At 63.8% G+C, this 12,494-nt stretch carries 15 protein-coding genes and 1 pseudogene; 4 read left to right on the top strand and 12 right to left on the bottom strand.

Annotation, left to right across the window (positions count from 1 at the left end; translation table 11 throughout):
* Positions 1-562: 562 nt before the first annotated feature.
* Positions 563-1,459, bottom strand: coding sequence for a LysR family transcriptional regulator (locus EOJ32_RS00150; RefSeq protein ID WP_240542458.1), 897 nt, complete (start codon positions 1,457-1,459; stop codon positions 563-565).
* Between the two features lie 842 nt (positions 1,460-2,301).
* Here EOJ32_RS00150 and EOJ32_RS00140 point away from each other — a divergent pair.
* The gene (locus EOJ32_RS00140; protein ID WP_127897299.1) at positions 2,302-2,919 is read left to right on the top strand and encodes an FMN-dependent NADH-azoreductase; all 618 of its coding nucleotides are present in this window, start codon (positions 2,302-2,304) and stop codon (positions 2,917-2,919) included.
* Positions 2,920-2,963: 44 nt separating this feature from the next.
* Here EOJ32_RS00140 and EOJ32_RS20595 read toward each other — a convergent pair whose 3' ends face one another.
* From EOJ32_RS20595 to EOJ32_RS00110, 7 genes and pseudogenes are all read right to left on the bottom strand, one after another.
* Positions 2,964-3,197 carry an integrase core domain-containing protein gene (locus EOJ32_RS20595; RefSeq protein ID WP_127897298.1) on the bottom strand — a complete coding sequence of 78 codons (234 nt, stop codon included), beginning with the start codon at positions 3,195-3,197 and terminating at the stop codon, positions 2,964-2,966.
* Between the two features lie 15 nt (positions 3,198-3,212).
* Positions 3,213-3,462: pseudogene (locus EOJ32_RS20285) on the bottom strand (transposase); the annotation flags it as partial.
* A gap of 57 nt (positions 3,463-3,519) precedes the next feature.
* Entirely contained in the window at positions 3,520-4,173 is a 654-nt protein-coding gene (locus EOJ32_RS00130; protein WP_127897297.1) for a hypothetical protein, read from the bottom strand.
* 101 nt (positions 4,174-4,274) lie between these two features.
* Positions 4,275-4,880 (bottom strand): aldo/keto reductase, encoded by a 606-nt coding sequence (locus EOJ32_RS00125; protein ID WP_127897296.1) that lies wholly within the window; start codon positions 4,878-4,880, stop codon positions 4,275-4,277.
* Between the two features lie 127 nt (positions 4,881-5,007).
* Positions 5,008-5,346 carry a lysozyme inhibitor LprI family protein gene (locus EOJ32_RS00120; RefSeq protein WP_164871352.1) on the bottom strand — a complete coding sequence of 113 codons (339 nt, stop codon included), beginning with the start codon at positions 5,344-5,346 and terminating at the stop codon, positions 5,008-5,010.
* A gap of 67 nt (positions 5,347-5,413) precedes the next feature.
* Positions 5,414-5,590, bottom strand: a complete 177-nt coding sequence (locus EOJ32_RS20590; protein ID WP_371706152.1) for a DUF4354 family protein — start codon at positions 5,588-5,590, stop codon at positions 5,414-5,416.
* A 607-nt stretch (positions 5,591-6,197) separates the two neighbouring features.
* Positions 6,198-7,028, bottom strand: coding sequence for an alpha/beta fold hydrolase (locus EOJ32_RS00110; RefSeq protein WP_127897294.1), 831 nt, complete (start codon positions 7,026-7,028; stop codon positions 6,198-6,200).
* Between the two features lie 106 nt (positions 7,029-7,134).
* On the opposite strand from EOJ32_RS00110, the gene EOJ32_RS00105 reads away from it, so the two are divergent.
* A complete protein-coding gene (locus tag EOJ32_RS00105) occupies positions 7,135-8,193 on the top strand; it encodes a GlxA family transcriptional regulator (protein WP_240542457.1) in 1,059 nt (352 codons plus the stop codon).
* A gap of 70 nt (positions 8,194-8,263) precedes the next feature.
* On the opposite strand, the gene EOJ32_RS00100 is transcribed toward EOJ32_RS00105, so the two are convergent.
* Positions 8,264-8,671: a VOC family protein gene (locus EOJ32_RS00100; protein ID WP_127897293.1), complete on the bottom strand. Its 408-nt coding sequence runs from the start codon at positions 8,669-8,671 to the stop codon at positions 8,264-8,266.
* Between the two features lie 68 nt (positions 8,672-8,739).
* Between EOJ32_RS00100 and EOJ32_RS00095 the strand changes: the two genes are divergently transcribed.
* Positions 8,740-9,372 (top strand): TetR/AcrR family transcriptional regulator, encoded by a 633-nt coding sequence (locus EOJ32_RS00095; protein WP_205963161.1) that lies wholly within the window; start codon positions 8,740-8,742, stop codon positions 9,370-9,372.
* Here EOJ32_RS00095 and EOJ32_RS00090 read toward each other — a convergent pair.
* Positions 9,362-10,300: a dienelactone hydrolase gene (locus EOJ32_RS00090; RefSeq protein ID WP_127897292.1), complete on the bottom strand. Its 939-nt coding sequence runs from the start codon at positions 10,298-10,300 to the stop codon at positions 9,362-9,364. The two genes, EOJ32_RS00095 and EOJ32_RS00090, sit on opposite strands and share 11 nt — an antisense overlap.
* A gap of 3 nt (positions 10,301-10,303) precedes the next feature.
* Positions 10,304-11,056: an SDR family oxidoreductase gene (locus EOJ32_RS00085; RefSeq protein ID WP_127897291.1), complete on the bottom strand. Its 753-nt coding sequence runs from the start codon at positions 11,054-11,056 to the stop codon at positions 10,304-10,306.
* Between the two features lie 94 nt (positions 11,057-11,150).
* Here EOJ32_RS00085 and EOJ32_RS00080 point away from each other — a divergent pair, with 94 nt between their 5' ends.
* Complete coding sequence (locus EOJ32_RS00080; protein ID WP_127897290.1) at positions 11,151-12,056, top strand: AraC family transcriptional regulator; 906 nt, start codon at positions 11,151-11,153, stop codon at positions 12,054-12,056.
* Here EOJ32_RS00080 and EOJ32_RS00075 read toward each other — a convergent pair.
* The gene (locus EOJ32_RS00075; protein WP_127897289.1) at positions 12,053-12,460 is read right to left on the bottom strand and encodes a RidA family protein; all 408 of its coding nucleotides are present in this window, start codon (positions 12,458-12,460) and stop codon (positions 12,053-12,055) included. The genes EOJ32_RS00080 and EOJ32_RS00075 overlap by 4 nt on opposite strands.
* Positions 12,461-12,494 lie beyond the last annotated feature (34 nt).

Here is a 12,494-nt window from a genome sequence, read left to right as displayed (position 1 = left end):
GGTTGGAGGCTGCAGCTAAACAGCACATAGTTGAGCTATGGCACCGAAACCGTTGCCAATCGTTAGCTCTGTGTTGGAAAGGATACATTTTATGTTGCTATAAATGATAAGGGGTGCATCACTATCTGCATCACCATCCGGTCAACTTAGTAGCGGTTCTTAAATGCAAGCATCACCTATTATAGGACGTTTCAAGAATAAAGCCACCGCACCTCACGTAATCAAAGCGATTAGAAAGTTTCAGGGTGATCGTAGGAGCGCAGTTCGCGGAATCATCTCTGATGCACACAAGAATGACGACCTCCAGCCATATGGATCCTTTGTTTCAGCGCGATTTCTGATAGAAGCTATCGGACGATACTTTAGCAACGTTTAGTTGGCTGTTGCGGGCAGTGTAAGCTTTACACGAGAGCCGTCTGCTTCACGACGATGCTGCTACTGCCAAGCGGCACCATCGTCAGTCGGCTTTCCGCCCCTCGTGACGGAGTTGGCGTCGGCCGTGCTGCGGCTGCGACGAACGTCCGTTCCTGTGGCCTGAGACTTTTGCTACGCTGAACGGTGGTCATCGCTTACCCATCTCGGCCAGTAATCGTTGTCCTGCAGGTCCCGGTGGATGCTTTGACAAATGAGCAGCGTAGATGGTCAGCGTGCCTTTTTGGGCGGCCGCATCTTCGTCTAGAGCAAGTTCCACGATGCGCCCTTCTTTCAGGTCCGCCTCTACCAGATATCGCGGCATCCGGCACCAGCCGAACCCTGCACGAAGAAAGTCTAGCCGGCGGCCTAGATCAAGGAACCGCCACCGCGCGAAACTCGCGATGCCATAGTCGGGGCTTTCGGCGACAAAGCCAGAGCTGAGAACAAGCTGAACATGCGGCTCTAGATCCGCGCGCGTCAGCGGGCCGGCCTTGTGCGCCAGCGGATGCATTGGCGCTACGACCGGCACCAGGTCAACCGTGGTTAGCGGAACGGCGAGCACATCTTCGGGCACCTCTGGCAACAATAGGCCAATCGCCAGCGCCACTTCCTTGCGGCGGAGCCGGCGCAGCGCTCCGCCAAGTCCCTCGGTAGAAAAGCTGATCGGCAGCTGCGGCCAGGTTTCATGCAGGATGCGCAGTCCTTTGATCAGGGGTGCCGAGGGCACCAACGGATCAATCGCCAGCGCCAGTTCCGGCTCTAGTCCCTTCCGGGTGCCCGCGGCCACCGCCTCAAATCTAGCTGCGCTGGCAAGGACAAGCCGTGCCTGCTCCACCAACACGCGCCCTGCCTCTGTCAGCACCGGACGATGACCTGCCCTGTCGAACAAAGTCACCTGCTGCGTTGCTTCCAGATTGGCGACAGACTGGCTAATCGCAGATTGCGCACGTGATAGGCTGCGGCCAGCCGCCGAGAAGCTGCCAGCATCGGCAATGGTCACCAGGACACGCAGCTGATCAAGAGTCAGAGCGTTGAGCATACCCATCTCAAAACCAGATAGATTTCATCATTATTATACGTCTTCAAGAGATGCTCATCGCAACTTAACTTCCGCATATGCAATCAACATACCTCATCAATCACGGTTGTGGCCCCTGTTTTTTCTTGAAAGGAGGACTTATACGCGACGGCTTCCGAGAGTTAGAGGCCTATATCGCCTGCTCTGTCGGGCAGCTCGCAGGAGGCTCGCGCGTGATCCTCGTCATCTCGGGGCACTGGGAGGAGGATGCACCGACCGTGAGCGCCTCTGCGAATCCGCTACTGTTCTACGATTAAAGGGGGGGCTCGGCTTGCACTTATCGGCCTACTTGGCCAGCGCCAAGGTCACCGGATATTGTAGCACGGGTGCAGCGCCTGCAGGGACATGCCGGGATCGACAGCGCCCGCGATACCGAGATACTGAGCGATGCTGGGAGCCTGAGGTATTCGTGCCATCCGAGTTGATCTGGCCCGAGACGCCTATCCCGCCTGTGCAGTTGTCGATGCGCCGCGGCTAGGTTCCGGCAGGGCATCTCGCAATAGTTCGCGCGCTCCGCTCGCTTCGCAATGAAGGCGTGCTGATCTTCCGCGGTGGTTGGACATATTAGAGCAGGGCCGGCGGCTTCGGCGACCCTGATCCCGTGACGACGCGCTGATCAGATGGGCGGAAGCCCCTGTCGCCTCCTACGCCTAGCCCGAGGAGGATCATCTGCTGGCCGTGATGGTGGTGGCTGGCGCCGCCTCGGGCGAGCGCGGCCATATCGATTTTCGTGGGCTGGCCCTTGGCAAGCCTATTTTCGGGTTCCCCTTCGGAGCCTAACCTTCCCAGATTTCCCAGAAAGGAAACACATGACCAATCTCCTTCTCGTCGAGACCAGCCCGCGCGGCGCTGGGTCCATTTCGCGCAACCTGACAGCGAAGTTCATCTCTGACTGGAAGGCTGCGAATGCTGAAGGCCAGATCGTGACCCGAGATCTGGCCGAGGATTCGCTGCCCCATGTCACCATGGGCTGGCTGGGCGCATATTTCACGCCGCCCGAGGCCCTGAGCGCAGAGCAGAAGGCAGCGCTCGCGAAATCGGATGAGCTGGTGCAAGAGTTACTTGCCGCCGATGAGATCGTGATCTCGACCCCTGTCTACAATTACAACATTCCTTCCAGCCTGAAGGCATGGGTCGATCACATCGTAAGAAAGGGCCTGACCCTCGGTTTTGACGGCAAGGGTTTGTTGACGGGCAAGAAGGCGACGCTGATCGTGGCCTCCGGCGGCTACTACGGCCACGGCTCACCGATCGCGGACCGCAACATCGCGCCGCGTTACATGAAACTGATCATGAATGTTATCGGAATCACCGATGTGTCGGTGATCCACGGCGAAAACGCGAAATCGGTTGATATGGGCGAGACCACGATGGAGGCCTTCGTCGAAAGCTTCGCACCGCAGATGAAGCTGCTCACCTACGTCTGATCAGTGACCGGCCCCACCACGGCGGGGCCGGAGCTTTCGGCGGGCTAGCGCAACAGTTCAGCTGCACTGGCTCCCCGCTGAACTTTTATTGCGTGCAGAAAGTCGGGCGATTGCGCTGGGCAAATGCCGGGCAAAGCCCGCGGGGGTCTCGTAGCCGGGGCTGAGTGCGGCCGGGGGGTGTGGTAGCCGGTAACCCAGGCTTTGGGCAGATCGCGGGCACGTGCAAGTTTACGAAATAGTGTCTCACTCAGAAACTTGTCCCGTATTACGGCGGGCATTACCACTTTCTAGGACAGCTCTTGCATCGCCGCCCTGTCGAGCATTGGGCTTGCCAGCACCTTCTTTGGCTTGGCATTCTCGTTCTCTAATGCCTTCAGACGCCTGGCCTCAGACACCGTCACCCAGAATACTTAGCCTTCCAGGCATAGGATGTAACCTGCGACACCCCGTGCTTGCGGCAGATACCTGCGCACTTCGCGCCCACTTCATGCTCTTGCAAATGCCAATGATCTGCTCTTCCGTAACTCGTGCCCTTTTCCTCATCCATTCTCTCCATGGGCCGGACTCTAATCGCAGATAGAGTAAAAATCCCGTGGCAGGTCAGGGCCCGCAGCGCCACAGCCCCCCGACCACAATCTCGGCCCCACCATTCGGCTGCAGCGTCAGTGTCCCCGGACGGGCAGGGGACTCTCCGCCTTCGATCGTCGGCCCCGTTACCTCGATCTCGACCGACCCGTCGGGTCCGGTGAAGGCGGTGCCGGCGACGATGCCGTTGAACCCGCCCGGTGCGCTGAGGGTCATGAGGCGGCCAGAGAATCTGATAGCCGCTCCCGCGGGCCGGTCCGTCCCCACATAGCCCGCAGCCAGCAGCAGCGTCCTGCCCTCTGCCTCGAAGCCACAGAACAGCTCGCCTGCCAACGCCGCGTTCTCCATGTCGCTCGGGGTCAGCGGCTGCAATAAGGGCCGCGTGACCGCGATGTCCAGCTCGCCGCCGATCTGGACTGCGCGGCTTTCCTTTTCGAGAACACAGATCACACTTGCAACGCGGTCCTCGGCGACCTGCCCGCTGACGATGGCCAGACCGTAGCTTTGGCTACCGAACGGGTCGACCACCGCGGAAGCGTTGGACATCGAGTTGCCCACAGCGCCAAGGCACGTATTCTCGACCTCGGCGGCAAAGGCAGCCCAGGCATCATCGCTGGAGCCGAAGGCCGGGCCCGCAAGCAGCATGAGGGGGAAAAGAGACTTCAGCATTCGATTATTCCTTGCGTTGTGGGGATCAGGGCGACGTGTCCCCTAGAATCGCGGGGTGTTCCCCCTGCCAGACAGACAGGACTGGAACGGATGCGTCAGGATCATGCGGGTCGCGGATGCGCAGGATAAGCGCAGAAACGGCCCACCCGCTGGCTGCTCTGACTGACCCGCTTCGCCGCGCTATCCAAGGGTGACCGATTGGCCACCTTGGCGACATACCAGGCCGGCGTGTTCGAGAAACCGTAATATAGGATCTTGCCCCGCGCGACCGCCGCCGCCAGCGTCCGCAGCACCTCTTCGGGCGGGGTGGTGCGGTCCCAGACATGCATCCAGTAGAGATCGATCCGGTTTGTCCCGAGCCGGCGCAGCGAACCCTCGATCCCCAGCCAAATGTTGATCGCGCCGTTGCCGCCATGCAGCTGATTCCTCTGCGCGCGCGCAAAGCTCGACTTGGTCGAAACCACGATCCGATCGCGAAGGCCGCTCTCCTTCAGGAAGCCGCCCAGCATCCGCTCGCTTTCGCCGCTGCTATAGACATCGGCCGTGTCGACCACGTTGCCGCCGGTGGCGACATAGGCCTCTAAGACCCGGCGCGTCCCGGCCAGATCGCTGCCCCACCGGCCCGCGCCGAAGGTCATGGTGCTTAGTGTCAGTGGGCTTACGATCAGCCCCGAACGGCACCAGGTCCAGTAATCGGTCATCTGCATGGTCTGCTCCTCTCCAAGATCATGACGTGAAGCTGGGCGCGCGGCGCGCTGCAGATTGCCAGGGTCCCTCTGCCTGAACCGGCCATGGCCTACTGATGCGCCGCAAGGATAGGCCGAGTCACCTGCCTTACGGGGCGCGGGGAACAGGGCAAGCCAAATCGCCTTCGGGGCAGTTGAGGAGGTCCTCGAACTCGTTTACGCGCTTCCGCGTCAGATCCTCTATGCATGCATTGTAGACCATCGGCGCAGCGCTTCCCTGGATGCCGGATGTCCGGAAACGGCACTCATTGTCCCGAAACGCGATCCAGGCGCGCTGCGCCTCGACAAGCTTTTCTTTGCCTGCCGAGTTGTCCGCAAGCCGGGACCGCATGATTCCGTAAAGCTCGTTCAGTCTGGCGTCAGGAGTATTCGCGATCACGCTGACCGGAAGGGCAGCGAGCAATGCACTGAAAAAAAGAAGCTTCATGATGATCCTATGTTTGATCTTGTCGTAATCGCCCATTCAACCAGGGACAGACTGGCGGCTTTGTCCGCTAGCAATCGCCCGAGACATGAACCGAGGTTGCAAACCGCACTTCTATGCTATTCGACGCGAAGCTTGCGAAACCGTTCGCGCTGTCGCCGGCGTCAAGGGACCCGGTGGTCAGAGCCGCGTCAACGGTATCAAGGTTGAAGAGATTCCCATCAATCGTTTGTGCGGTGAAGCACAGGCTGATGAGGTCGACTGGTGCATCGGTGGCATTCGTGATGGCGATGTCGAACGATGAAGTAGGCGACCGTCCCTGCCTTGGTCATTGCGCCAATGGACCTGTCGATTGCGTTGACGCCGATGCCCTCGTGGACATCGGCAAGGGCCGGAAGGGTGGTGGCAGCCACGGCGAGCAGGCAGGCAAGAGCGGACCTTTTCATGGTTTCCTCGCAGGTATGCAGTCATGTTAAGCGCCGAATGCAGGTGCCGGGGATGGCATTGACGGAACCCTGTGCCCGGGGCACCTGTAAGGGCTCCGGACGAACGGATGCGCCTGCAGCGCGGCAGTGATGGCCTGTCGGGGCGCACCCATCCGCTGACCTAGTTCCTCGTGTCATTTCGGCTTCGGCATATCGTCGATAAGCAAAGCAGGCCGCAGTGGTATGCGGCCCACCCTGCTATCTCTGGTGCCCGAGCATTGCGTGAACATGACGCCTTCGACGTTCAGCTCGGCGCCGAAGGGGGCGCGGCTGCCGGGTGTCGGGCGGGTTTGACAGGCCACGGCTTTATGCTGCGGCCTGCAGGCAGGCGCATCGGGCGATACGTCCTGGCTTTCCGAGGGCTTCCCGTCAGCCTCTGACGAAGGCAAGAAGATCAGGATTGATAAGGTCGGGGTTGGTAGCAAAGGGCGCGTGCGACAGGCTCGGATAGGTCTTCAGCGTGCCGTTCCGCAACAGCTTGATGGCCTTATGGGCCGAATTCGCGATCGGCACGATCTGGTCGTCCTCGCCGTGCATCAGCAGGACCGGAATGTTCAACGCCCTGAGATCCTCGGTGAAGTCGGTTTCCGAAAAGGCCTTGATGCAGTCGTAATGCGCCTTGGCCCCGCCCATCATGCCCTGACGCCACCAGTTCTGGATCTGGCCCTGACTGACCTGCGCCCCCTCGCGGTTGAAGCCGAAGAAGGGCCCCGACGGGATGTCCAGGAAGAATTGCGCCCGGTTGGCGACCAGTGCGGCGCGGAAGCCGTCGAAGATCTCCGGCGGGATGCCGTCGGGATTGGCCTCGGAGGCGATCATCACCGGCGGCACGGCGCCGATCAGGACGGCCTTGGAGATGCGGCCGGCCTCGGCCCGGGCGGCATAGCGCGCGACCTCTCCTCCGCCCGTCGAGTGGCCGATATGGATCGCGTTTCTCAGGTTCAGCGCGCGGGCCAGTTCGACGACATCCTGCGCATAAGTGTCCATCTCGTTGCCGGTATCTGTCTGGTCCGAGCGGCCGTGGCCGCGGCGATCATGAGCGACGACGCGGTAGCCCTGTTCCAGGAAGTAGAGCATCTGGTTGTCCCAGTCATCGCCTGACAGAGGCCAGCCGTGATGGAAGACGATTGGCTGCGCATCGCGCGGCCCCCAGTCCTTGTAGAAGATGTTGGTGCCGTCTTGGGTCGTGATCGTCGCCATGACGATGTCTCCTTTGGATTTAGCAGCAAGGCTGCGTGACAGGATCAGAAGGGCAGCCGCGGCGGCCCCGGTTGTCATCAGAGTTCGTCGGTTGATGGTCGCATTCATGAGGCTGTCCTTCGTTCCATATGGACAAGGTAGCCATTCGCGCTCGCCAAGAGGCGTGGCGAAAATGACAATAGCCGATGTGAATCGGACAATGACCAAGAACCCTGATCTGGTGGCCGAAATCGGCCTTCTGCTCTATCCGGGCTGCCAGCTGGCAGCGATCCACGGGCTGACCGACCTCTTTCGCCTTGCCGGCGAGTTGAGCGGCGATGATGCGGGCGCCATCCGCGTTTCGCATTGGCAAGCCGATGATGACGGGGTCGGTTGCGTCTGGGACAGCCATCCGGGCCCGCCGCACCGGTTGACGCATGTCATCGCGCCGCCCAGCATCATCCTGCCTAAGCTGATGGCCCCCGCTCCTGCGGAGGCCGCTTGGCTGCGCGATCAGCACGGCAGCGGGGCGATCCTCTGCTCGGTCTGCGCGGGCGCGTTCGTTCTGGCCGAAACCGGCCTGATCGACGGTCGGCGCGCGACGACGCACTGGGCCTTTGCGCGCCAGCTTGCGGCGCGCTTTCCCAAGGTGAAGCTGGCCGACGCGCATATGGTTGTGGATGAAGGCGACATCATGACCGCCGGTGGCATCCTGGCCTGGACAGATCTGGGGCTGACGCTGGTGGACCGGCTGCTTGGGCCTGCCACGATGCTGGCCACGGCGCGCTTCCTGCTGATCGAGCCACCGCGCCAGAGCCAGCGCCCCTTTGCCCAGTTCGTGCCGCGATTCGATCACGGCGATGACGCGATCCGCCAGAGCCAGCACCACATACACGCCAATGCGCAGACGATGCAGGGCGTGGGGGATCTGGCGGACCGGGCGGGAATGACGGGGCGCACCTTTCTACGGCGTTTCCGTGCCGCGACCGGGTTCTCGCCGGTCGAATATCTGCAGCAGGTCCGGATCGCCAAGGCACGCGAAGCGCTTGAGCGGACGTTGACGCCGGTGGACCGCATCGCATGGGAGGTGGGCTATTCGGACCCCGCCGCCTTTCGCAAGCTGTTCCAGAAGCTGACCAGCATTCCCCCCGCCGCTTATCGCCAGCAATTCGGCATCGCGGGTTGAGGATGCGGCCCCGGGCCGCTGCCCGGCCGCCGGAAGAGGACGCAATCCGGCCGTTCCGGGCCCCGCTCGATCACAGTTCCGACGACAGGCGTCCCTCGCGCTGCGGGGCGCGGATGAGGCCCTCGACCAGATCATCCGTCCATTCGACATATTCAACGTGCAGGCCGTCGGGGTGCCGCGCATAAAGCATCCGCCCCGTGGGAACCGAGACAATGGGCTGCGTGATGGTCGCGCCGCCCCGGATCAGTTCGGCCTCGACGGCATCCAGGTCGGACACGATCAGCGGGCCGTGGCTGTCTGCTATGGGGGCCAACGATTCGCGTGTCCCGGCCACGACAAAGACGTCACCGATGCCCGCAAGGTCCCATTCTCCGTAACGAAAGCGCAGATGCGCCTTCCTGCCATGCAGACGCTCGAGCAGAGTCAGGGTCTTGTCGCAATCCGCGGTGAACATTCTGGAATAGGTCTTCAGGATCATCTCGCACCTTTTGTATCGATCACTACTGAACTATGTTCAGGGCAAGCCCCGTGCAACGGTGATTTATAGTGATCGATACAAAACCCTCGCCCAAAGGGGGGCGCCCCCGATCATTCGACTGTGACGAGGCGGTCGAGACCGCGATGCATCTGTTCTGGCGCCATGGCTATGAGGGCGTCACGCTGAACATGCTGACCGGGGCGATGGGGATCGCGCCGCCCAGCCTCTATTCGACCTTCGGATCCAAGGCGGGGTTGTTCCGGGAGGCGGTCGCCCGCTATGCGCGGCAATCCGGGCTGATGCCGATGGGCCAGGATGGCGGACAATCGACGCTGGATGCCGCCCTGGCCGGGTTCTTCCACCGCGCCATCGACTGGATCACCGGCCCGGATGGCGGGCGCGGCTGCATGATCTCTTCGGGCCTGCTAGCCGCTCATCCCGACAACGAGGAGTTGCGTGATGAGCTTGCCAAGCTCAGGCGCGAGATGGCGGCGGATCTTGAGGATCAACTGCGGGAATGGCTGTCGCCGGACCGCGCGGGGATCGCCGCAAGCTTCGTCTGCATGACATTGCAGGGTCTGTCGGTGCAGGCCCGCGACGGCGCCAGCGCCGAGGCGCTTCGCGCCATGGCCGATCTTGCGCGGGCGGGCGTTCATGCTCTGGCGCTACAGGAACCCGCCGCGCCCCCGATCAGCGTTTGAGCGCGACCGTGGCAAGGGGCGTCGGGCTGCGTGCCAACGCAGCCAGCGCCTCGGGCCACGCCAGTGGGTCAAGATCGAGCGCCGCGCCAAGCCACGCTAGGGTCAGCCGCCGTGTCGCCTCCAGCGCATCGGGGTGCTCGATCTCGGTTTCCTTCGCGTCCAGCCCGGCAACTCCGCCCAATCCGTGCCCGACATCGTGGATCCTCACCAGCGCCTGAGCCGTTGGCGCATCGTGATAGGCATCAGCGTGCCATTCCGGGCCGCGCAGGGTGAAGTGCTGCGGATCATCCTTTTGGCCACAGACGACCAACGTCGGCACGCGTATCGTCGCAAAATCCACATCCAGAAAGGACAGGCGCGCGGCTTGTTCGGGCAGAAGATCGCCGCCCCTTCCCGGACTGGCCAGCAGGATGCCCGCGCGGATGCGCGGGTCGAGGAAGTCCTGTCCTGCCACCTGTCCGCCCATGGCAAGACTGCAGGTGTGGCCGCCGAAGGAATGCCCGGCCAAGGCGATCCTTTCGCGATCAAGGCGGCCCGTGATGCCGGGCAGGCGCTCCAACAGGTCCAGCCCGTCGAGGATCGCGCGCAGTTCGGCGACGCGCTCGCGCCAGAACCAAGGGCCTCCGGGCAGCCTGGGGTCCAGCCCGCCGATGCGAGCGCTGGCATGGGTGGGCTGGATGACCGCAAGGCCGCGTTCGGCCCAGAACTGGGCGAGGGGGGCGTAGCCGTCCTTCGACGGGATTGCGTTCGACGGCCCGAAGCCGTGCGACAGGATCAGGACCGGCAGCGGCCCGGTCCCGACCGGCGCGGTCAGTCGCAGTTCAAGCGGCTGACGCCCGGGCATCGGCAGGCAGATCGGCGTATAGGCCAGGGTCAGGGCCGGCGGGGGCGCGGGCAGCTCGCGTGACAGGCGGATCAGGCGGTTCATCGTCTATGCCGCCGATTGTGCATCGGCCATGGCCCGCGCATCGGCCCCGGCCAGCAGGCGCATCGGCGCGTCCGGTTCGGTCACGGCCCGCCAGACGGCCTCTGCCACGTCGCCTGCCTGCGTCCGGTCGCGGGCGGCGCGCAGCGACCCCAGGACGGCCTGCATGAAGGGGCCGTAATCATCCGGCACGTCCATCCCCATCCGCGCGACCGCATTGCGACCGAACGCGGTCTCGGGCGCGCTGCCGGGCAGGACCAGCCGGGTCCTGATGCCGAAAGGCGCGGCCTCCAGCGCAAGGCTTTCGGTGAAGGCGTTCACCGCCGCCTTGCTGGCGCTATAGACCGACAGCGCGGGCAGAGCCTTCAGCGTCACGGCCGAACTGATGTTGACGATGACGCCGTGCCCTTGGCGACGCATCGCGGGCATCGCGGCGTGGGTCACGCCCATCATGCCCAGAAAGTTGATCTCGAACAGCTCGCGTGCGCGGTCGATGCCGACGCCTTCCAGCACGTTTAGCATGCCCACGCCCGCATTGTTGACCAGCGCGTCCAGCAGGCCGGCCTGGGTCAGGGCGGCGGCAATGCTGGCGCCGTCGGTCACGTCCAGCGGCAGCACCCGCAGGCGGTCCGCCTCGGGCAGCCCTTCGGGCGAGGGGTGGCGCATCGTGGCGACGACCTCCCAGCCCCGATCGAGGAAATGCAGCGCGGTGGCGCGCCCGAAGCCGGACGAGGTTCCGGTGATGAGAATGCGGGGCATGGTGTTCTCCTGTCATACGATCATTGGACAGATAGACGGCGGGCCGCGATCATTCTATGAACACACGTCCGCAATCATTCAGCGAAAGTTCAGGATGCCGGTTCAGGATGCGCCCGACCCCCTTTCGGCAGCCGTCGCGCTGCTGAGCCCTGGGATGGAACTGTCCAAGCTGGTCGAGGGCGGGGGCGCCTGGCAAGTGCGCCGCGACGATCTGGACAGCCCCCTCTATTGCGCCATCGTCGAGGGCCGCGCCCGACTGGAGGTCGCGGAGGGTGGCGTGACGCTTAGGGCGGGGGATTTCGTGCTGGTTCCGGCCCTGTCCGGGTTCCGCATGACCAGCCTGCCGCCCCCCGATCCGCGCGGGCCGGAACTGCGCCTGCAGGCGGGGCCGGGGCAGGTGCGGCTGGGGCCGCCCGAGGCCCCGGTCGAGATGCGCGCGCTGGTTGGTCATTGCCGCTTTCGCGGGGCACGCCCGGTGCTGGTCTCGCTGCTGCCGGGAGTGATCGTGGTGTCCGGACAGCCCCGGCTTGCCGCGCTGGTCCGGATGATCCATGACGAGACGCGCGCCGACAGGCCGGGCCGGGCGCTGACGCTCGGGCGGCTTCTCGACGTCCTGCTGATCGAGGCGCTGCGCTCGGGTGCGGGGGTGGACCTGCCGCCGGGCCTGTTGCGTGGGCTGGCCGATCCGCAGCTGGCCGCGGCCCTGGGGCGCATTCATGACGATCCGGCGGCGGATGTCACGGTCGCGTCGCTTGCGCGCGCGGCGGGCCTGTCGCGGACGGGCTTCTTCGAGCGGTTCCGGCGCGAGGTGGGACGCGCGCCGATGCAGTATCTGACCGACTGGCGGATGGCCGTCGCGCAGGATCTGCTGCGCGAGGGGCGGCTGACGAACGATCAGATCGCGCGGCGCGTCGGCTACGGCTCGGCCAGTGCCTTCGGCATGGCGTTCCAGCGCCATGCCGGGGTCCCGCCACGGGTCTTTGCCGAGGCCGGAGCCTAGCGGGCGGCGTCGGGGAGCCGGGCCACGACCTTGATCTCAAAGTCGAAACCCGCCAGCCATGTCACGCCCAAGGCGGTCCAAGCGGGGTAGGGTGCGGCGGGGAAATGGCGATCCTTGACCGCCATCAGGTCACCGAACTGGGCGGCCGGGTCGGTGTGGAACGTGGTCACGTCGATGATGTCGTCAAAGCTGCAACCTGCTGCGGACAGGATCGCGCCCAGATTGGCGAAGGCGCGTTCGACCTGGGCCAGATGCGTATCCTCGGGGGTGCCGTCCTCGCGGCTGCCGACCTGGCCCGACACGAACAGCAGGCCGTCGCTGCGGATCGCGGGGGAATAGCCGTGTTCGTGATAGAGGGCGTGGCGGGCAGAGCCGGCGGGGAAAATCGCGTCGCGCGTGGTCATGAAACTGTCCTTTGTTGCGTCTGCAGGGCTGTTG

The organism is Paracoccus sp. Arc7-R13 (genome assembly GCF_004010775.1).
In the GTDB taxonomy this organism is placed as follows: Bacteria; Pseudomonadota; Alphaproteobacteria; order Rhodobacterales; family Rhodobacteraceae; genus Paracoccus; species Paracoccus marcusii.
The sequence above is the reverse complement of the archived record's forward strand: the minus strand, read 5'-3'. Positions and strand labels throughout refer to the sequence as shown.

Coding starts and splice junctions, on each gene's coding strand:
- EOJ32_RS00150 (WP_240542458.1), bottom strand. CDS start 1,459: ATGGGTATGCTCAACGCTCTGACTCTTGATCAGCTGCGTGTCCTGGTG.
- EOJ32_RS00140 (WP_127897299.1), top strand. CDS start 2,302: ATGACCAATCTCCTTCTCGTCGAGACCAGCCCGCGCGGCGCTGGGTCC.
- EOJ32_RS20595 (WP_127897298.1), bottom strand. CDS start 3,197: ATGCCCGCCGTAATACGGGACAAGTTTCTGAGTGAGACACTATTTCGT.
- EOJ32_RS00130 (WP_127897297.1), bottom strand. CDS start 4,173: ATGCTGAAGTCTCTTTTCCCCCTCATGCTGCTTGCGGGCCCGGCCTTC.
- EOJ32_RS00125 (WP_127897296.1), bottom strand. CDS start 4,880: ATGCAGATGACCGATTACTGGACCTGGTGCCGTTCGGGGCTGATCGTA.
- EOJ32_RS00120 (WP_164871352.1), bottom strand. CDS start 5,346: ATGAAGCTTCTTTTTTTCAGTGCATTGCTCGCTGCCCTTCCGGTCAGC.
- EOJ32_RS00110 (WP_127897294.1), bottom strand. CDS start 7,028: ATGGCGACGATCACGACCCAAGACGGCACCAACATCTTCTACAAGGAC.
- EOJ32_RS00105 (WP_240542457.1), top strand. CDS start 7,135: ATGAGGCTGTCCTTCGTTCCATATGGACAAGGTAGCCATTCGCGCTCG.
- EOJ32_RS00100 (WP_127897293.1), bottom strand. CDS start 8,671: ATGATCCTGAAGACCTATTCCAGAATGTTCACCGCGGATTGCGACAAG.
- EOJ32_RS00090 (WP_127897292.1), bottom strand. CDS start 10,300: ATGAACCGCCTGATCCGCCTGTCACGCGAGCTGCCCGCGCCCCCGCCG.
- EOJ32_RS00085 (WP_127897291.1), bottom strand. CDS start 11,056: ATGCCCCGCATTCTCATCACCGGAACCTCGTCCGGCTTCGGGCGCGCC.
- EOJ32_RS00080 (WP_127897290.1), top strand. CDS start 11,151: ATGCCGGTTCAGGATGCGCCCGACCCCCTTTCGGCAGCCGTCGCGCTG.
- EOJ32_RS00075 (WP_127897289.1), bottom strand. CDS start 12,460: ATGACCACGCGCGACGCGATTTTCCCCGCCGGCTCTGCCCGCCACGCC.